Raw genomic sequence first — 17,739 nt, forward strand, 5'->3', positions numbered from 1 at the left:
CAGGAGCCGGCTTAGCGGCGATCCGCGTCCTTTTGACCCCCGATGATCGCCAGCAAGCTGGCTCCTGCGCAGTGTATGCAGAATGGTTCTGAATACGTTCTAGGGTGTAAAACACGTCCCCGGCATGAGCGCCCAGGGACGCTGCCTCATCAGCACACCGCAATATGCGAGTCGGCCCTCGGCTCGGTGCCGCCGCAGAGCACGCCGGTCTGCGGATCGCGCACGATGATCTGGCCGCGCCCGTAGTCGGTGCGGTCGCAGGCCACTTCGATCTGATGGCCGCAACGGGCCAGGGCGAAGGTGAGATCGCGCGGAGTTTCCTGCTCGATGCCCACTTTCTGCCCGCCCAGCCACTGCCAGCGTGGGGCATCCAGCGCAGCCTGGGGGTTGAGGCCGAAGTCCACCAGGTTCATCACCATCTGCACGTGCCCCTGCGGCTGCATATAGCCGCCCATCACACCGAACGGGCCGACCGCCACGCCGTCCTTGCTGAGGAAGCCCGGAATGATGGTGTGGAAGGTCTTCTTGCCCGGCAGCAGGTAGTTGGAATGACTCGGGTCGAGGCTGAACTCCGAACCACGGTTCTGCAGGGCGATGCCGCTGTCCGGCAGCACCACGCCGGAGCCGAAGCCGTGATAGGCGCTCTGAATGAAGGAGACCATGTTGCCCTCACCATCGGCGGTGGCGATGTACACCGTGCCGCTGGCCTGGGGGTCGCCGTGCAACGGCTCGCGGGCACGTTCGCCGATCAGTGCGCGGCGCTTTGCGCAGTAGTCGTCGGCGAGCAGTTGCTCGGCGGCCACGCGCATGTGCTCGGGGTCGGTGATGTAGTGCAGACCGTCGGCGTAGGCCAGCTTCATCGCCTCGATCTGGCGGTGCCAGGTCTGGCGGCTGTCGCGATGGTCGAAGTCGAAGCCTTCGAGAATCTTCAGGGTCATCAGGGCGATCAGGCCCTGGCCGGCCGGCGGAATTTCCCAGACGTCGTAGCCGCGGTAGTTGACCTTGATCGGCTCGACCCAGCGCGGCAGATAGCCGGCCAGGTCGGCGGCAGTGAGCTTGCCGCCAGTAGCGGCAGCATGACTGGCCAGACGCTCGGCGATGGCGCCGCGGTAGAAGCTTTCGCACTGGGTTTCGGCCAGCTCGGTCAGGGTCTGCGCCTGCGCCGGATTGCGGAACAGTTGCCCGGCTACAGGCGCCTGGCCGTCGATCAGGTAGGTGTCGAACCAGGCTTGCAGCTCAGGGAAGGCCTCGCGGCTGGCCTGGTACTCACCCTGGGCGATGCGCCACTGGTGGGCGACCACCGGAGACACCGGGAAGCCATCGCGCGCCAGCTCGATGGCCGGCTGCAGCAGTTCGGCGAAGGGCAGCTTGCCGAAGCGCCGCGACAGCTCGGCCCAGGCCGCGGGACAACCGGGTACGGTGACCGGCAACCAGCCGTGCACCGGCACGCGCTCGTGGCCGGCGGCCTTGACCGCTTCGCTGGACAGCGCTGCCGGCGCATGGCCACTGGCGTCCAGGCCATGGAGTTTGTCCTTGATCCACACCAGGGCGAAGGCGTCGCCGCCGATGGCGCAGCCGGTGGGCTCGACCACCGTCAGCGCGGCGGCAGTGGCGATGGCGGCGTCCACCGCATTGCCGCCACGGCGCAGCATGGCGATACCGGCTTCGGCCGCCAGCGGCTGCGAGGCCGCGACCATGCCCTTGCGGGCGAACACGCTCTGGCGCTGAGAGGCGTAGGGATATTCGTGGGCAGAGAAATTGAGCATGACTGGAACTCGATACAGGGTTTGATTGCAGGGCTGAGCGGCAGGTCGCTGCCGCTCGCCTCTCACAGAACGCGACTGAGGAACTCCCGCGTGCGCGGGTGATGGGGGTTGCCGAATACCTGGGCCGGTGGCCCTTCTTCGATCAGTTCGCCCTGGTGCAGCACCACCACACGGTCGGCCACCTCGCGGGCAAAACCCATCTCGTGGGTGACCACCACCATGGTCATGCCCTCCTCGGCCAGCTCCTTCATCACTTGCAGTACCTCGCCCACGGTTTCCGGGTCCAACGCGCTGGTCGGTTCGTCGAAGAGCATGGCCTGCGGTTTCATCGCCAACGCGCGGGCGATCGCCACGCGCTGCTGCTGGCCACCGGAAAGCTGGCTGGGGTAGTGATCGGCCTTGTCCGACAGGCGTACACGGGCCAGCAGTTGCCGCGCCTGTTCCTCGGCTTCGCGCCGACTCACCCCCAGCACCTGGGTCGGCGCCTCGATGATGTTCTCCAGCACGGTCATGTGCGGGAACAGGTTGAAGCGCTGGAACACCATGCCGATGTCACGACGCATGCGTGCAATGTTGCGCTCGGCGTCGCGCACACGTTTGCCGTCGGCCCGCTCGATGTAGCCCATGGGCTTGCCGTTGATCAGGATGCTGCCGCCCTGGATGTCCTCCAGGTAGTTGAGGCAGCGGATGAAGGTGGTCTTGCCCGAGCCGGAGGCGCCGATCAGCACCACCACCTCGCCACGGCGCACGTTCAGCGACACGCCCTTGAGGATCTCCATCTCGCCGAAGCGCTTGTGCACGCCTTGCGCCTGGATCACCCAGGATGGATCCGATGCGTTCATTTCAACGCCCCCTCAGAAATTTCATGGAACCGAGGCCGAACATCCGACCACTTGCCGGCACATGGCCGTCGGTACGCCCGAAGCGCATCTCCAGCCAGCGCTGGAAGAAGCCCCACAGCGTGGTCAGCAGCAGGAAGTAGATGGCCACCACCAGGTACAGCTCGAACACGCGGAAGGTGGCCGAGGTGATCATCTGCGTGCTCAGCAGCAGCTCCTGCACGCCGATCACGCTGACCAGGGTGGTGTTCTTGAGCATCACGTTGAACTCGTTGCCCAGCGGCGGCACGATCACGCGGAAGGCCTGCGGCAGGACGATGCGGCGCATCAGCCGGGGGTAGGTCATGCCCAGCGAGCGTCCCGCCTCGTACTGGCCACGATCCACTGCATTGATGCCGGAGCGGATGATCTCCGCCATGTAGGCACCTTCATTGAGGCCCAGGGCGATGATCGCCGCCTGGATGTTGCCCGGCAGGATGAACAGGCCCAGATCCAGATCCTCGAAGCGGAAGATGCCGCCAGCCGCCAACGCGGTATAGAGGAAGACGATCTGTACCAGCAGCGGTGTGCCGCGCATCAGCCAGATGTAGAAGCGCACCGGATAGTTGAGCAGCGGGTTGCTGGAGGCGCGCATCAGCGCCGCCAGCAGGCCGAGGACGCATCCCAGCAGCATCGCCATCACCGCGATCACGCAGGTCAGCCAGAGGCCGTAGAGGTATACGTCGCTGGGCTGCAGCAGGTATTGCCAGAATATGTCCCAGTTGAAGTTCATCGTCGCGCCTCAGTCGAGCTTATTGCCTTCGATGTGCCACTTGCTCAGTAGCGCCATGTAACTGCCATCGGCTTTCATGTCGGCCAGGGCCTGACTGACCGCCGTGCTCAGCTCGGGGTCGTCCTTGCGGATGCCGAGACCGGTGAGGATCTTGTCGAAGGCCGGCACGCCGACCTCGAACAGCTCCGGCGCCATGCTCTGGTAGTAGCCAGCGGTTTCCATGGTGGTGCCGTAGGCATCGGCCTGGCCGACGCGCAGCGCCTGGAAGGCATCGGTGTCGGAGTTGAACACCACCAGGGTCATGGGCGCCTTACCAGCCTTGGTCAGCACATCGTTGTGCGCTTCGAGCAGGGTGCGGATGGTGGAGCCGTTGAGCACGGCGACGCGCTTGCCGGAGAGGTCGTCGAGGCTGTGGATGCCGGCCGGGTTGCCCTTGAGCACGGTGACCGCCTGGCTGGAGTACATGTAGTTGACGATGTCGATGACTTCGCGGCGCGCCGGCTTGTCGAACAACTGGTCGACGATCATGTCGCAATGGCGCGCCATCAGCGCCGGGATCAGGCCGGAAAAGGGCGTCACGCGCCATTCCACACGCTTGCCGCCGAGGCGCTTGGCGATCTCGTCGCCCAGCTCGACGGTGATACCCACCGGTTTCTGCTTCTCGTCGAAGAAACCCATGGGCGGCGAATCCATGGCGCCGCAATAGACGATCTTGTCCGTCGTCTTCAGGCGCTCGGGAACCGTGACCTCGGCCTGGGCCAGGCCGGCCATCAGCGAGAGAGTCATCAGGGATGCTGCGAAGGTACGTTTTGACATGTTCGACTCCGGTGTAATTGTTGGTATGGCAGTACGAAATGAAGGGGGAGGACGGGTCTCAGGCGCCCGACTTTTCCAGGAATTCGAGCAGGTCGGGGACGGTGCCCTCGATGTGCTCGCAGAGGATCCGCTCGGCATGCCGGGCATCACCGGTGCGCAGGGCGTCGAGGATTACCTGATGTTCTTCGCGGGCGCTCAGGGGCTTGTCGACGTGCTTGAGCCAGAGGCGCATGTACGGCTCGATCAGCGCGTAGAGGGCACTGATCTGGCGCATCAACCGTGGCCGCTCGCTGAGGCTGCACAGGTACTCGTGGAAGATGCGGTGGCGCACCACCCACTCCGAGCTGTCCTCACGGCACTCGTCCATTTCATCGAGCAGGCGCTCCAGGCGCGCCAGATGACGCTCGTTGACCTTGGCCGTGGCCACGCGAATCGCCAGCCCCTCCAGGGCGCTGCGCATCTCGAAGACTTCGCGCATCTGCTCGAGGTTGAGGCCACTGACGATCGCACCGCGATTGGGCCGTAGCGTCACCAGGCCTTCCGCTGCCAAGCGCTTGAAGGCGCCACGGATGGGCATGCGGCTCATCTCCAGTTCCCCGGCGATGTCCTCGGCTATCAGGCGGTCGCCGGTGCGGTAACGGCCCTGACAGATGGCATCAAGCAGATGCAGGTAAGCCTCGTCCTCGGCCGAGAGGGCCGGCTGGGCATTGAAGGTGGTCACGGCGAAAGGCATTGTGAGGATTCCTGAATTTTTGGATCCAAAAACACAATCATCCAAATGCAGGTGCCGTGCCTAAAATCACAACTTGCTGTTTTTCAAGGAAAATAGCTTTTAGAGCGGATAGCAGCGCCTCAACGCGCGCACCAAAAGCGTTACCTGACGCCCCATGACGAGGCAGAAAACGAGTCCGAATGCCACAACGAAGCGATGGCGCCTCTCGCGATTAGGCGCCCGCCATATGCCTTACTCAGAGCTGCTCGCTGGCGCCGAACACTTCGATAAACCACTTGGGCTGCATGGCCTGGAAATCGGTGCGTCGATTGCTCGGCAGATAACTCGCAGAATCCAGCACGACGGCGGCACCGGCCTCACGCCGGAACACCACCCAGTGCCAAAAGTCGCGCTCGCCCTCGCGATGGAACTTGATGGCCAGCAGGGCCAGGGCGGGCAATGCCTCCCAAGACTGGAACGGGGTTTCCCCGTCGGCGCAGACCACGCCCTCGCTGGCCAGCAGGCGGCGCACATAACGGGTGTCCGACCACAGCGCCTCGTCCTCGGCATGGATGCCCATGGCATTGGCGATGGCCTTCATCTGTGCGTAGGTCTTGCCGAGGATATTAGCGGCGCTGGCAATGCCGCAGCCGGAGACTTCTTCCTGGATCACAGGCACGCGCATGACACTTTCCTCGATAGGTGCATTCAGTGAATTTCGATGGGCGTGCCGTTGGCGACCCGCAGCCAGATGTCGCGCATTTCGTCGTTGCTCACGGCGATGCAGCCATCGGTCCAGTCCCAGAGGTGATGCAGCGGCCCGAGCCAGCCCCAGCCATTGGGCAGGCCGTGGATCATGATATTGCCGCCAGGGCTCTCGCCACGCGCAGCAGCGGCGGCCTGATCCTGCTCGTTCGGGTAGGAGATGTGCAGGCTGAGGTAGGCCATGGATTTGGAATTGCGCCAATCGATCAGGTAGCGCCCCTCTGGCGTGCGCTGGTCGCCTTCGCGCTGTTTATGCCCCTCGTCTCCCGCCGCGCCAAGAACGATGCGGTACTCGCTCAACACCTTGCCCGCATGCCAGAGCTGCATGCGTCGCTGGGCCTTGTCGACGATGATCAGGTCGGCCTGTTCGACGCTTTCCGCCACCGGTGCCGGGCCACCAGCCAGGCGCCCCATGACCTTGGTGTAGCCCACCAACAGCACGAGCAGACACAGGCTCGCCAGTAACCAACGCTTCATTGCGGGATTCCTTTCATTGCTTCTCCCTCGGGCCAGACAGCCGGCGCGACGCGCACCTTAGCAGATCGCCCGATTGCCCGAGCGTGCATCGAACGCAAATCCACGGTGTCGAAGGCGCAGCGCTCACTATCGCTATATACAAAATTACACAACGCTGTAGGATTACCGCATCTGGCCTGCCCCAAGGCCGCGTGATCGCCCAAGAACAACAAGGAATTTCCATGCTCAAGTCTCTCCAGCACGGTTTGCTCGCCCTCGGCCTGGCCTTCGCCAGCGGCGCCATCGCCGATGAAGTCAAGGTCGCGGTCGCCGCCAACTTCACTGCCCCCATCCAGGCCCTTGCGCCGGCATTCGAGAAAGCCACCGGGCACAAGCTGGTGGCCTCCTTCGGCGCCACCGGGCAGTTCTATGCGCAAATCCAGAACGGCGCGCCCTTCGAGGTGTTCCTGGCTGCCGATGACAGCACACCGGCCAAGCTGGAGCGCAACGGGGCGACGGTGCCCGGCTCACGCTTCACCTATGCCATCGGCAGCCTGGTGCTGTGGTCGGCCGATGCCAACTACCTCGACGGCACGGACGCGGCATTGAAGGCCGGCCAGTTCAAGCACCTGGCCATCGCCAACCCGAAGGCTGCGCCCTACGGTCTGGCGGCGACCCAGGTGCTGGACAAGCTGGGGCTGAGCGAGGCGGTCAAGGGCAAGTTGGTCGAGGGTCAGAACATCACCCAGGCACAGCAGTTCGTCGCCACCGGCAATGCCGAACTGGGCTTCGTCGCGCTGTCGCAGGTGTACAAGGATGGCCAGCTCGCCAGCGGCTCGGCCTGGATCGTACCGGAAGCGATGCACGAACCGATCAAGCAGGACGCAGTGATCCTCAAACCGGGCGCGAACAACCCGGCTGCCGCCGCGCTGGTCGAGTACCTGAAAGGCCCGGAAGCGGCCAAGGTGATCGAGTCCTTTGGCTATAAACTGCCGTAGCCCGGGCCCCATCCATGTCGCTGTCCAAGAACGATCTCGATGCCATCCTGCTGACCCTGGAGCTGGCCTCGCTGACTACCGTGCTGCTATTGATCATCGGCACGCCCATCGCGCTGTGGCTGACCCGCACCGACTCCTGGCTCAAGCGCCCGGTCGGCGCGCTGGTGGCACTGCCGCTGGTACTGCCGCCGACGGTGATCGGCTTCTACCTGCTGGTGAGCATGGGCCCCAACGGTTTCTTCGGCCAACTGACGCAGAGCCTCGGCCTCGGCACCTTCACGTTCACCTTCACCGGCCTGGTGATCGGCTCGATCTTCTACTCCCTGCCCTTCGTCGTGCAGCCGCTGCAGAACGCCTTCGAGGCCATCGGCCGCGCCCCGCTGGAGGCCGCCGCGACGTTGCGGGCAGGCCCCTGGGACAGTTTTTTCAGCGTGGTGCTGCCGCTGGCGCGGCCGGGCTTCGTCACTGCGGCGATCCTTGCCTTCGCCCATACGGTCGGCGAGTTCGGCGTGGTGCTGATGATCGGCGGCAATATTCCTGGCAAGACGCAGGTGGTCTCGGTGCAGATCTACAACCATGTCGAGGCCATGGAATACGCCCAGGCGCACTGGCTGGCGGGCGGCATGGTGGCGTTCTCCTTCATCGTCCTGCTGGCGCTATACAGTGGCCGCAGCGGCAGCGTGAGGGCCTGGTGATGTTCGCTTTCGGCAAGACCTCGCCTCTGCCTGTAACCGATGACGGACGTATCCGCGCGCATTTCCTGGTGCAGCATCCTGGCTTTCGCCTGGACGTGAATCTCGACCTGCCCGCCCGTGGCGTCAGCGCCCTGTTCGGTCATTCCGGCTCGGGCAAGACCAGTTGCCTGCGCTGCTTCGCCGGGTTGGATCGACCACAGCAGGGTTACCTGCAGGTGGCCGGGGAATGCTGGCAGGACAGCGAACGCGGCTTCTTTCTGCCCGCGCACCAGCGTGCCATTGGCTATGTGTTCCAGGACGCCAACCTGTTCCCCCATCTGAACGTGCGGCGCAATCTGGAATACGGGCAGAAACGCATCCCGGCCGCACAGCGCAAGGTGGCACTGGATCAGGCGCTGGAGCTGCTGGGCATCGGCCATCTGCTCGAACGCCTGCCCTCGGCGCTGTCCGGTGGCGAGCGTCAGCGCGTCGGCATCGCCCGCGCCCTGGTGACCAGCCCACGCCTGCTGCTGATGGACGAGCCACTGGCCTCGCTGGATCTCAAGCGCAAGCAGGAGGTGCTGCCCTACCTGCAGCGCCTGCACGAAGAACTGGACATCCCGGTGATCTATGTCAGCCATGCGCCGGATGAAGTGGCGCGCCTGGCCGATCACCTGGTGCTGCTCGACGAAGGCCGGGTACGCGCCAGCGGCCCGCTCAAGGAGTTGCTGCTGCGCGCCGACTTGCCCTTTGCCAGCGAAGACGATGCCGAGGCGGTGATCGACGGCCAGGTCTGCGCCCACGACGCCCGCTACGGCCTGCTGCATCTGCGCCTGCCAGGCAGCGAGGCGACGCTGCTCCTGCCCCACGGGCCGTTGCTGCAAGGGAAGACGGTGCGAGTGAAGATCAAGGCGCGCGACGTCAGCCTGGGGCTCAATCGTGCCGAAGGCAGCAGCCTGCTCAACCTACTGCCGGCACAGGTGGAAAGCTGGCAAGTGCTGGATACGCAGGTGCTGCTGACCCTGCGTATCGGTGATCAACATTTGCTGGCACGGATCACCCGTTACTCCTTCGAGCAGCTCGGAATCCATGACGGGCAAGCGCTCTGGGCGCAGATCAAGTCGGTGTCGCTGCTGGCGCCTTGAACCTCGTCAGTCCACCTGGCGCCGAATACCGTAACGGCGTAGCTTGCGGTACAGGGTATTGCGGCTGATGCCCAGTTCCGCAGCCACGGCCGTCAGTTGCCAGTTGCACCGGCGCACGGCTGACAGCAGGGCATCGCGTTCGGCGGCCGCGAGCGGATCGGCCTGCTGTGCCGGGCGCGTCGCCGCTACGGCCGCCGGTAATACCCGCTGCAACTCTGCCAGCGACACCCAGCCATCCTCGTTGAGCGCCACCAGGGCGCGCAGCACGTTGCGCAACTGTCGCACATTGCCCGGCCAGGCAAAGGCCAGCAGGGCCTCGCGCACTCCCGGCTCCAACTGCAGCCTCTGGCCCTGCGCCTCCTCCTCCAGCACTTGCTCGATCAATATCGCGCGGTCGCTACGTTCGCGCAGGGCCGGCAGGGCGATGCACAGACCATTGAGGCGGTAATACAGATCCTCGCGGAAGCGCCCCTCGGCCACCAACGCCTGCAGATCACGGTGGCTGGCGCTGATCACGCGGATGTCCAGCGGCTGTGCCTCGGTCGCCCCCAGCGGCATCACCCGCCGCTCTTCCAGCACGCGTAGCAGGCGAGTCTGCAGGTGCAGCGGCATATCACCGATCTCGTCGAGAAACAGCACACCACCATTGGCCTGCTGCAGCTTGCCGCTCATGCCCTCCTTGCGTGCGCCCGTGAAGCTGCCGGCCCGGTAACCAAACAGTTCGCTCTCGATCAGGCCCTCTGGAATCGCCGCACAATTGAGCGCCACGAACGGCTTGCCAGCACGCGAACTGGCACGGTGCAAGGCGCAGGCAAACACCTCCTTGCCTGTACCGGTTTCGCCGCACAGCAGCACGGGGACATCACGCTCCAGCACCTTGAGCGCCCGCGCCAAGTCCTTCTGCACCTGCGCGTCGGCGAAACAGGGCGCAGCCTCTCGCTGTCGGCCAGGCAACGGCGCGGGAATTGCCGGCAAGCTGCGCAGACGCTGGCCACGCAAACGTGCGTGCAGCAGCCGGCCGCTGGTCAGGCGCAGCGGCCAACAGGTGTCCGGTTCGGGGCGGGCACGCTGCAGCAGCTCGTCGAGGCGTACCGCGAACAAGCTCTCCAGCGGGCGCCCGAGCAAACGCTCGCGGCTTTCCTCGAGCAACGCCAGCGCCGCCTCGTTGACCGCCTCGACCCGGCCATCGCCACCGAAAGCCAACAGCCCCTCGCTGAGCAGGCCGATGAACTGGGCCTGGGCATGAAAACGCAGCAGGTAGCGATCCTCACAATGCTGCAGGAAGCAGCAACTCTCGATCAGCTTGGCCGACAGGGTGGTCAGGGCGGTGGCGTGGAACTGGCTCTGCCCGGACAACTCCTCGCGGGTGCTGGAGACATTGAGCACCGCCTGCAGACCGCCTTGTGGGTCGAACAGCGGAATCGCCGAGCAGCTCAGCCCGGTGTGCCGGCCACGGAAATGTTCGTCGCGCCGGATGGTCAGCGGCTGGCGTTCCACCAGGCAGGTGCCGACGCCATTGGTGCCCTCCACCGCTTCACTCCAGACCGACCCCAACCAGAGCCCGGCGCGCTGAAACTCGCGGCGTTCGTCCGGATGGCAGAGGCTGTCGATCACCACCCCCTCGGTGTCGGTCAGCAGGATCGTGCGGCCACGGCCACCGAGCTGCTGGTGCAGGCTGCTCATCTGCCCACGGGCAATGCCAATCAGGTTGTCCAGAGGTTCGCGCCGCTCGGCCAGGCGCCTCTCTTCGACCACGCAGGGCGCCTCGGGGCGCGATGGGTCGAGCTGATGCTGGTGCAGACAACGGCGCCAAGAACGGGCGATGGCTGGATCCTGGGCCGGGCCACTGGCGCCGCCAAGCCCTTCGCCGAAACGCATCACCTGATGTGCGTGCTGACGGATCGAAGACATTGTTGTTGGACTCCTTCAAGGCATCGCGTCGCTACCAGCATACGCCAGCCAGAGGCGTGGCGCCCCGCTGTCACACGCATGCCACGTTGTGTCACCCCGCTGTACCAGCGCGGGAACAGAAGCAGCCCCCGACCAACGCGCGCCAACCGCTCTGCCACGCGCCTCAGAGCGACATGGCCCCGGACTTGCTCCAGCCCACAGGCGAGTCCCTCAACAACAACAAGAAAGCGAGTAACCATGAACACTCATGACGATTCGATTGCTGCAAACCACCCCACCGCACAACTCTCGGCCTGGGTCGAGCGCCTCGGCCAGTGCCTGGCCGATCGTGATAGCGACGGCGCACTGGAACTGTTCGCCGACGACTGCCACTGGCGCGACCTGGTGCTGTTCTCCTGGAACCTGGTCACCCTCAGCGGCAAGCCCGAGATCCGCGCCATGCTCGATGCCCGCCTGCCGCAGGTTGCCCCGCAGAATTGGCAAGTGGAAGGCGAAGCCAGCCTCAAGGATGGCGTGCTGGAAGGCTGGATCAGCCTGGAAACCGCAGCGGCACGCGGCAAAGGCTATGTACGCCTGAAAGATGGCCGCTGCTGGACCCTGCTCACCGCCATGCGCGAGCTCAAGGGCTTCGAGGAGCCCGCCGGACGTCGCCGGCCACTGGGCGCCGAGCACGGCCACGGGCATGCCGACAAACGCAACTGGCTGGAAAAGCGCCGCGACGAACAAGCCACGCTCGGCGTCAGCCAGCAGCCCTACTGCCTGATCGTCGGCGGCGGCCAGGGCGGCCTGGCGCTGGGTGCGCGCCTCAAGCGGCTGGGTGTGCCGACGTTGATCGTGGACAAGGCCGAGCGCCCAGGCGATCAGTGGCGCGGCCGCTACAAGTCACTGTGTTTGCATGATCCGGTGTGGTACGACCACCTGCCCTACCTGCCATTTCCCGATCACTGGCCCGTGTTCACCCCCAAGGACAAGATGGGCGACTGGCTGGAGATGTACTGCCAGGTGATGGAGCTGAACTACTGGAACCGCACCGAGTGCGTGAAGGCCAGTTACGACGAGGCCAACGCACGCTGGAACGTGCAGGTGATGCGCGACGGCAAGCCACTGACGCTGCAGCCCACCCAATTGATTCTCGCCACCGGCATGTCCGGCGTACCCAATGTGCCGCAGTACCCCGGGGCGGAAAACTTCCGTGGTCAGCAGCACCACTCCAGCCGTCATCCCGGCGGCGATGCCTGGCGCGGCAAGCGCGCCGTGGTGATCGGCTCGAACAACTCGGCCCACGACATCTGCGCCGACCTGGTGGAGAACGGTGCGCAAGTGACGATGGTGCAACGCTCCAGCACCCATATCGTGCGTTCTGAAACGCTGATGGATCTGGTCTTCGGCCCACTGTACTCGGAAGAGGCCCTGGAACAGGGCATCAGCACCGATAAGGCCGACCTGCTGTTCGCCTCGCTGCCCTATCAGGTGCTGCCCGCCCTTCACCGCCAGGTCTTCGAGCAGGTGCGCGAGCGCGACAAGGACTTCTACGAGCGCCTCAGCGCCGCTGGCTTCATGCTCGACTTCGGCGACGATGACTCTGGCTTGTTCCTCAAGTATCTACGCCGGGGTTCGGGTTACTACATCGACGTCGGTGCCTGCGAGCTGATCGCCAACGGCAGCATCGCCCTGAAGAGTGGCAAGGGCCTCGGTGTGGAACGCATCGAAGAGGATGCCGTGCTGCTCAACGACGGTAGCCGCCTGCCCGCCGACCTGATCGTCTACGCCACCGGCTACGGCTCGATGAACGGCTGGGCGGCGCAACTGATCTCCCAGCAAGTGGCAGACAAGGTGGGCCGCTGCTGGGGGTTGGGCTCCGGCACCCTCAAGGATCCCGGCCCATACGAGGGGGAACTGCGCAACATGTGGAAACCCACGCAACAGGCCAACCTGTGGTTCCACGGTGGCAACCTGCACCAGTCGCGGCACTACTCGCTGTACCTGGCACTGCAACTCAAGGCACGCTTCGAGGGCCTCGACACCGAGGTCTACAAGCTCGCCCCGAGCTACCACAAGAGCTGAAGCGCAGGCCGGCAGGCAGCTTGCCTGCCGGCCACCTCAGCCCCCAGGCAACTGCAGATGCTCCGGCCCGATTTCCTCTTCGCCGGCCAGCAGCAGGGCGAAGTGAATGACATTCTCCAGTTCACGGGTGTTGCCCGGCCAGGAGTGAGCCTGCAGCGCGGCCTGCGCCGCCGGGCTGATACCGGCGATGGCCAGCCCCAGGCGATGGGCATGGATACCGAGGAAATATTCGGCCAGCGGCAGGATATCGCCGATTCGCTGGCGCAACGCCGGGAACAACAACTGGCCATCGCACAGGTAAGCATGCAGGCGCTCGTCGAAGGTACCGGCGGCCACCGCACGGGCCAGATCGACGCTGCTCGCCGCCACTAAGCGCACGTCCACCGGCAAGGCCTGGCTGGCGCCGACACGGTAGACCTCGCGGGTTTCCAGCGCCGCCAGCAGCTTGCTCTGCAACGGGCGCGGCAGGTCGGCGATCTCGTCCAGGTAGAGGGTGCCGCCATTGGCCGAACCGAACCAGCCGGCGCGACTGCTGGCGGCACCGACATGGGCACCCTCGACATGGCCGAACAGCTCGGCCTCTCCCCATTGCGGACTGATGGCCGCGCAGTTCACCGCTACGAACAGACCAGCGCGCTCGCTCCGACGATGAACATAGCGCGCCAGCAGCTCCTTGCCGGTGCCCGTCTCACCGAGAATCGACAGAGGCATTCCAGTGCTGGCCAGGGCCTCGGCCCTTTCGCGCAACTGCTGCGAGCGGGCATCGACGAACACCAGCGCCTTGGCGCGGATGCTCAGCGGGCTCCGGTCGGATTCGGCGAAGGTCAGAGGGGGGTTCGCTGCGAACGTCATGGCGGAGCGCTCCATGCTCACCCCTCATGGGGTGGCGCATACAGGAAGAAAAAGGAAGCGGGTGGCTGCCTGGCCTCCCCGCCTCGAACGATCACGCCTGCAGACGCTGCTGTTGCTCGATGCGGTGCTGCAGGCGGTACAGATAGGCGAAGCCCTGCTCCCAATGGTGGTGCCCGGACTTCACATTGATATGCCCGGCGCCACCCAGAATCACTGCCTCGCTGCCCCAGTCGCGGGCCAGCTCGATGGCCCGTGTGGCACTGGCGGCAGCGTCGTTATCGGAGCCGATCAGCAGGCTGGGAAAGGGCAGCAGCGCGCGCGGGATAGGCGCGAAGTTCTGCAGCGGCTCGGGGCACCCTGGCCGCTCGACATCGGCCGGCGCCACCAACAGCGCACCGCGTACCCGGCGCAACAGTTCACGCGTTGCCTGCTGCGCCCAATGGGCCACCGTCACGCAGCCCAGGCTGTGAGCAACAAGGGTGGCCGGACGCGGATCGGCGGCAATCGCCTGGTTAAGCGCAGCGACCCAGTCGCCCCGTTGCGGATTGAACCAGTCCCGCTGCTCGACTCGCACGCTACCCGGCAGGCTGCGCTGCCAGTGACTTTGCCAGTGTTCCTCAGGGGAGCCCTGCCAGCCTGGCAGGATCAGATAACGGATTGCTTCGCTGCGCATGATTCGGCGCCTCCTTGAATCGAATGGCATCAGTCTAGGCAGCACGGGATCGATTCAAAAAGAATAAGAAATTATTTATTTATTCCATTAATTCCGAGATCTTATTAGCTCAAAAAAGAATATTAATGTTCTTAAACATTATTTTTAAGAATATTAAAGCCTTTCTACTATCCGCTCCACGCCAGTGCCGGCGGCTTGCTGACCCGCGCGGCGCCATTCACAAGGAGTCTGAAAATGACCGCGACGCTGAGAAACCTCGAAGGTCAGGATGAAACCAGCATCCTGCGTGAGATCCAGAGCGCCCTGCATGGCCTGAAATTCGGTTCGGTGGAAATCACCGTGCACAACGGCCAGGTGGTGCAGATCGAGCGCAAGGAAAAGATCCGTCTGCAACAACCGAACACCAAGAACAGCTAACAGAACCTCGACCTCATGATGCAGCCCGACTGGACCACCAGAGGGCTAAACGCACGCCAACACAAGAATTCCGCCCCTTAGGAGCTGCACCATGTCCATTCGTCGCTTTGCCCTGGCCGCGCTGGCCAGCACTCTGATCGCCGGCCCGGTCGCCGCCGAAACCCTGCTCAACGTGTCCTACGACCCGACCCGCGAGCTGTACGTCGAGTACAACGCCGCCTTCAACAAGTTCTGGCAAGCCAAGGGCCACCCGCCGCTGACCATCCAGCAATCCCACGGTGGCTCGGGCAAGCAGGCCCGCGCAGTGATCGATGGCCTGCGCGCCGACGTGGTGACCCTGGCGCTGTCCGGCGACATCGACGCGCTGAACCTCAACCAGCAATTGATCGACCCGAACTGGCAGGCGCGCCTGCCGGACAACAGCACGCCCTATACCTCAACCATCGTGTTCCTGGTGCGCAAGGGCAACCCGAAGGGCATCAAGGACTGGGATGATCTGGTCAAAGACGGCGTGGAAGTCATCACCCCGAATCCGAAAACCTCCGGCGGCGCACGCTGGAACTTCCTCGCCGCCTGGGCCTATGCCCGCGAGAAGTTCGGCAGCGAAGACAAGGCCCTGGAATTCGTCACCGAGCTGTACCGTCATGCCCCGGTGCTGGATACCGGCGCCCGTGGCTCGACCATCAGCTTCGTCCAGCGTGGCCTGGGTGATGTGCTGCTGGCCTGGGAAAACGAGGCCTACCTGTCGCTGGCCGAAGAAGGCGGCGACCAGTTGGAGATCGTCACCCCGTCGCTGTCGATCCTCGCCGAACCGCCGGTGGCGGTGGTCGATGCCAACGTAGAGCGCAAGGGCACCCGCGCCGTGGCCGAGGCCTACCTCGAGCACCTGTACAGCGAGGAAGGCCAGCGCATCGCCGCGAAGCACTTCTACCGCCCACGCAACGAGAAGATCGCCGCCGAGTTCAAGGGCCAGTTCCAGGATCTCAAGCTGGTGACCATCGACAAGGACTTCGGCGGCTGGAAACAGGCCCAGCCCAAGTACTTCGACGACGGCGGCGTGTTCGACCAGATCTTCACCAAAATCAACCAGTAGCCTGGGTAGAGCGCAGCGAAACCCGGGAAAGTCCGGGTTTCGCATCTGATCGTTACCAACGGAAGAAGTCTCCATGTCTCGTCGAACTTCCCCGGTCATACCCGGCTTCGGGCTGACCCTGGGCTACACCATCACCTACCTGGCGTTGATCGTGCTGATTCCGCTGGGGGCGATGTTCCTCTTCTCCCTGCAACTGACCGGCGAACAGTGGTGGGCATTGCTGAACAATCGCCAACTGCAGTTCTCGCTGAAACTCTCGTTCGGCACCGCGCTGGCCGCCGCCCTGCTCAATGGCATTCTCGGCACTGTCATCGCCTGGGTGCTGGTGCGCTACAGCTTCCCCGGCCGTCGCATCATCGACGCGATGGTCGACATGCCGTTCGCCCTGCCCACCGCCGTGGCCGGCATCGCCCTGACCGCGCTGTACGCTCCCAGCGGCCTGATCGGCTCGCTTTTCCCCTTCAAGATTGCCTACACCCCGCTGGGCATCACCCTGGCGCTGGTGTTCGTCACCCTGCCGTTCGTGGTGCGCACCTTGCAGCCGGTGCTGGCCGACATCCCCAAGGAAGTCGAGGAAGCCGCCGCCTGCCTGGGCGCCAAGCCGTTGCAGGTGTTCCGCCACGTGCTGCTGCCGAGTCTGCTGCCAGCCTGGATCACCGGCTTCGCCCTGGCCTTCGCCCGTGGCGTCGGCGAGTACGGCTCGGTGGTGTTCATCGCCGGCAACATCCCGCTGAAGACCGAGATTCTGCCGCTGCTGATCGTCTCCAAGCTGGATCAGTACGACTACCCCGGCGCCACGGCCATCGGCGTGATCATGCTGGTGGTGTCCTTCCTCCTGCTGCTGTTGATCAACCTGCTGCAGCGGCGCATCCAGCCCAACACCTGAGGAGCCCGTCATGAGCCTTGCAACCCTTGGCCAGCGCGCGGCTGTGCGCCCGGCCAGCCGCTCCGTCGGCGCCATCCTCCTGATCGTCATAGCCTGGGCGGTGTTCGCCGCGATTCTCGTGTTGCCGCTGTACATGGTGGTGACTCAAGGCCTCAGTCGTGGCCTGGAGTTCTTCTGGGCGGCGATTCGCGAACCGGATGCCATTTCCGCCTTCAAGCTGACCCTGCTGGCCACTGCCATCTCGGTGCCACTGAACCTGGTGTTCGGCGTTGCAGCGGCCTGGGCGGTGACCAAGTTCGAGTTCCGCGGCAAGAGCATCCTGATCACCCTGATCGACATGCCCTTCTCGGTGTCGCCGGTGGTCGCCGGCCTGATCTACGTACTGCTGTTCGGCTCGCAGAGTTTTCTCGCGCCGTATCTCGACTCGCAGAACCTGCAGATCGTCTACGCCGTGCCCGGCATCGTGCTGGCCACGATCTTCGTCACCTTCCCCTTCGTCGCCCGTGAACTGATCCCGCTGATGGAGGAGCAGGGCACCACCGAGGAAGAGGCCGCGCGCCTGCTTGGTGCCAACGGTTGGCAGATGTTCTGGCATGTCACGCTGCCTAACGTAAAATGGGCGCTGATCTACGGTGTGGTGCTGTGCACCGCCCGTGCGATGGGCGAATTCGGCGCAGTTTCGGTGGTTTCCGGACATATCCGTGGATACACCAACACCCTGCCGCTGCACATCGAAATTCTCTACAACGAGTACAACATCGTCGCTGCCTTCAGCGTGGCGATCCTGTTGCTCGTCATGGCCCTGGTGGTGCTGCTGCTTCGCCAATGGAGCGAAGCGCGTCTAAGCCGCCAACTACAAGCCAACCGAGAAGACTGACAGCCGTGAGGCACGGCCCACGG

18 protein-coding genes are annotated in these 17,739 nt (G+C 64.5%); 8 read left to right on the top strand and 10 right to left on the bottom strand.

Going from position 1 to position 17,739, the window contains the following annotated elements; all coding sequences use genetic code 11:
- Nucleotides 1–149: 149 nt before the first annotated feature.
- From PVE35_RS23720 to PVE35_RS23750, 7 genes are all read right to left on the bottom strand, one after another.
- Nucleotides 150–1,766 carry a gamma-glutamyltransferase family protein gene (locus tag PVE35_RS23720; RefSeq protein WP_277373183.1) on the bottom strand — a complete coding sequence of 539 codons (1,617 nt, stop codon included), beginning with the start codon at nt 1,764–1,766 and terminating at the stop codon, nt 150–152.
- A gap of 62 nt (nt 1,767–1,828) precedes the next feature.
- A complete protein-coding gene (locus PVE35_RS23725; protein ID WP_277373184.1) occupies nt 1,829–2,608 on the bottom strand; it encodes an amino acid ABC transporter ATP-binding protein in 780 nt (259 codons plus the stop codon).
- A 1-nt stretch (nt 2,609) separates the two neighbouring features.
- Nucleotides 2,610–3,377, bottom strand: a complete 768-nt coding sequence (locus PVE35_RS23730; protein WP_277373185.1) for an amino acid ABC transporter permease — start codon at nt 3,375–3,377, stop codon at nt 2,610–2,612.
- Between the two features lie 9 nt (nt 3,378–3,386).
- Complete coding sequence (locus PVE35_RS23735) at nt 3,387–4,163, bottom strand: ABC transporter substrate-binding protein (RefSeq protein WP_268184448.1); 777 nt, start codon at nt 4,161–4,163, stop codon at nt 3,387–3,389.
- 88 nt (nt 4,164–4,251) lie between these two features.
- On the bottom strand, nt 4,252–4,926 hold the full coding sequence (locus PVE35_RS23740) for a GntR family transcriptional regulator (RefSeq protein ID WP_268180719.1): 675 nt from the start codon (nt 4,924–4,926) through the stop codon (nt 4,252–4,254).
- Nucleotides 4,927–5,161: 235 nt separating this feature from the next.
- The gene (locus PVE35_RS23745; protein WP_277373186.1) at nt 5,162–5,590 is read right to left on the bottom strand and encodes a hypothetical protein; all 429 of its coding nucleotides are present in this window, start codon (nt 5,588–5,590) and stop codon (nt 5,162–5,164) included.
- 23 nt (nt 5,591–5,613) lie between these two features.
- Nucleotides 5,614–6,147, bottom strand: a complete 534-nt coding sequence (locus PVE35_RS23750; protein ID WP_277373187.1) for a L,D-transpeptidase family protein — start codon at nt 6,145–6,147, stop codon at nt 5,614–5,616.
- Nucleotides 6,148–6,368: 221 nt separating this feature from the next.
- On the opposite strand from PVE35_RS23750, the gene modA reads away from it, so the two are divergent.
- Genes modA through modC form a run of 3 tightly spaced genes read left to right on the top strand, consistent with a single transcriptional unit; the run spans nt 6,369 to nt 8,943 of the window.
- Complete coding sequence (gene modA, locus PVE35_RS23755; RefSeq protein WP_277373188.1) at nt 6,369–7,124, top strand: molybdate ABC transporter substrate-binding protein; 756 nt, start codon at nt 6,369–6,371, stop codon at nt 7,122–7,124.
- A gap of 14 nt (nt 7,125–7,138) precedes the next feature.
- Entirely contained in the window at nt 7,139–7,819 is a 681-nt protein-coding gene (modB, locus tag PVE35_RS23760) for a molybdate ABC transporter permease subunit (protein ID WP_277373189.1), read from the top strand.
- Nucleotides 7,819–8,943, top strand: a complete 1,125-nt coding sequence (gene modC, locus PVE35_RS23765; protein ID WP_277374930.1) for a molybdenum ABC transporter ATP-binding protein — start codon at nt 7,819–7,821, stop codon at nt 8,941–8,943. The genes modB and modC overlap by 1 nt, the downstream gene beginning before the upstream one ends.
- 6 nt (nt 8,944–8,949) lie before the next feature.
- On the opposite strand, the gene PVE35_RS23770 is transcribed toward modC, so the two are convergent.
- Nucleotides 8,950–10,854: a sigma-54-dependent Fis family transcriptional regulator gene (locus PVE35_RS23770; protein ID WP_277373190.1), complete on the bottom strand. Its 1,905-nt coding sequence runs from the start codon at nt 10,852–10,854 to the stop codon at nt 8,950–8,952.
- 237 nt (nt 10,855–11,091) lie between these two features.
- Between PVE35_RS23770 and PVE35_RS23775 the strand changes: the two genes are divergently transcribed.
- Nucleotides 11,092–12,918 carry an NAD(P)/FAD-dependent oxidoreductase gene (locus PVE35_RS23775; RefSeq protein ID WP_277373191.1) on the top strand — a complete coding sequence of 609 codons (1,827 nt, stop codon included), beginning with the start codon at nt 11,092–11,094 and terminating at the stop codon, nt 12,916–12,918.
- A gap of 36 nt (nt 12,919–12,954) precedes the next feature.
- Here PVE35_RS23775 and PVE35_RS23780 read toward each other — a convergent pair whose 3' ends face one another.
- Together PVE35_RS23780 and PVE35_RS23785 are read right to left on the bottom strand one after the other, a co-directional pair.
- Nucleotides 12,955–13,770, bottom strand: coding sequence for a sigma 54-interacting transcriptional regulator (locus PVE35_RS23780; protein WP_277373192.1), 816 nt, complete (start codon nt 13,768–13,770; stop codon nt 12,955–12,957).
- Nucleotides 13,771–13,861: 91 nt separating this feature from the next.
- Complete coding sequence (locus PVE35_RS23785; protein ID WP_277373193.1) at nt 13,862–14,443, bottom strand: alpha/beta hydrolase; 582 nt, start codon at nt 14,441–14,443, stop codon at nt 13,862–13,864.
- Between the two features lie 234 nt (nt 14,444–14,677).
- On the opposite strand from PVE35_RS23785, the gene oscA reads away from it, so the two are divergent.
- The 4 genes from oscA (at nt 14,678) to cysW (ending at nt 17,716) form a co-directional block, all read left to right on the top strand.
- Nucleotides 14,678–14,860, top strand: a complete 183-nt coding sequence (gene oscA / locus PVE35_RS23790; RefSeq protein WP_268180710.1) for a sulfur starvation response protein OscA — start codon at nt 14,678–14,680, stop codon at nt 14,858–14,860.
- A 91-nt stretch (nt 14,861–14,951) separates the two neighbouring features.
- Nucleotides 14,952–15,953, top strand: coding sequence for a sulfate ABC transporter substrate-binding protein (locus PVE35_RS23795; protein ID WP_277373194.1), 1,002 nt, complete (start codon nt 14,952–14,954; stop codon nt 15,951–15,953).
- Nucleotides 15,954–16,026: 73 nt separating this feature from the next.
- Nucleotides 16,027–16,839 carry a sulfate ABC transporter permease subunit CysT gene (gene cysT, locus PVE35_RS23800; protein WP_268180707.1) on the top strand — a complete coding sequence of 271 codons (813 nt, stop codon included), beginning with the start codon at nt 16,027–16,029 and terminating at the stop codon, nt 16,837–16,839.
- Between the two features lie 10 nt (nt 16,840–16,849).
- On the top strand, nt 16,850–17,716 hold the full coding sequence (gene cysW / locus PVE35_RS23805) for a sulfate ABC transporter permease subunit CysW (protein ID WP_277373195.1): 867 nt from the start codon (nt 16,850–16,852) through the stop codon (nt 17,714–17,716).
- The last annotated feature ends 23 nt before the right edge of the window (nt 17,717–17,739 follow it).

The organism is Pseudomonas sp. AA-38 (genome assembly GCF_029457475.1).
GTDB lineage: Bacteria > Pseudomonadota > Gammaproteobacteria > Pseudomonadales > Pseudomonadaceae > Aquipseudomonas.

What these genes read in the sequence shown, in the direction of transcription:
- PVE35_RS23720 (WP_277373183.1), bottom strand. Translation starts at nt 1,766, where the DNA reads ATGCTCAATTTCTCTGCCCACGAATATCCCTACGCCTCTCAGCGCCAG.
- PVE35_RS23725 (WP_277373184.1), bottom strand. Translation starts at nt 2,608, where the DNA reads ATGAACGCATCGGATCCATCCTGGGTGATCCAGGCGCAAGGCGTGCAC.
- PVE35_RS23730 (WP_277373185.1), bottom strand. Translation starts at nt 3,377, where the DNA reads ATGAACTTCAACTGGGACATATTCTGGCAATACCTGCTGCAGCCCAGC.
- PVE35_RS23735 (WP_268184448.1), bottom strand. Translation starts at nt 4,163, where the DNA reads ATGACTCTCTCGCTGATGGCCGGCCTGGCCCAGGCCGAGGTCACGGTT.
- PVE35_RS23740 (WP_268180719.1), bottom strand. Translation starts at nt 4,926, where the DNA reads ATGCCTTTCGCCGTGACCACCTTCAATGCCCAGCCGGCCCTCTCGGCC.
- PVE35_RS23745 (WP_277373186.1), bottom strand. Translation starts at nt 5,590, where the DNA reads ATGCGCGTGCCTGTGATCCAGGAAGAAGTCTCCGGCTGCGGCATTGCC.
- PVE35_RS23750 (WP_277373187.1), bottom strand. Translation starts at nt 6,147, where the DNA reads ATGAAGCGTTGGTTACTGGCGAGCCTGTGTCTGCTCGTGCTGTTGGTG.
- modA (WP_277373188.1), top strand. Translation starts at nt 6,369, where the DNA reads ATGCTCAAGTCTCTCCAGCACGGTTTGCTCGCCCTCGGCCTGGCCTTC.
- modB (WP_277373189.1), top strand. Translation starts at nt 7,139, where the DNA reads ATGTCGCTGTCCAAGAACGATCTCGATGCCATCCTGCTGACCCTGGAG.
- modC (WP_277374930.1), top strand. Translation starts at nt 7,819, where the DNA reads ATGTTCGCTTTCGGCAAGACCTCGCCTCTGCCTGTAACCGATGACGGA.
- PVE35_RS23770 (WP_277373190.1), bottom strand. Translation starts at nt 10,854, where the DNA reads ATGTCTTCGATCCGTCAGCACGCACATCAGGTGATGCGTTTCGGCGAA.
- PVE35_RS23775 (WP_277373191.1), top strand. Translation starts at nt 11,092, where the DNA reads ATGAACACTCATGACGATTCGATTGCTGCAAACCACCCCACCGCACAA.
- PVE35_RS23780 (WP_277373192.1), bottom strand. Translation starts at nt 13,770, where the DNA reads ATGACGTTCGCAGCGAACCCCCCTCTGACCTTCGCCGAATCCGACCGG.
- PVE35_RS23785 (WP_277373193.1), bottom strand. Translation starts at nt 14,443, where the DNA reads ATGCGCAGCGAAGCAATCCGTTATCTGATCCTGCCAGGCTGGCAGGGC.
- oscA (WP_268180710.1), top strand. Translation starts at nt 14,678, where the DNA reads ATGACCGCGACGCTGAGAAACCTCGAAGGTCAGGATGAAACCAGCATC.
- PVE35_RS23795 (WP_277373194.1), top strand. Translation starts at nt 14,952, where the DNA reads ATGTCCATTCGTCGCTTTGCCCTGGCCGCGCTGGCCAGCACTCTGATC.
- cysT (WP_268180707.1), top strand. Translation starts at nt 16,027, where the DNA reads ATGTCTCGTCGAACTTCCCCGGTCATACCCGGCTTCGGGCTGACCCTG.
- cysW (WP_277373195.1), top strand. Translation starts at nt 16,850, where the DNA reads ATGAGCCTTGCAACCCTTGGCCAGCGCGCGGCTGTGCGCCCGGCCAGC.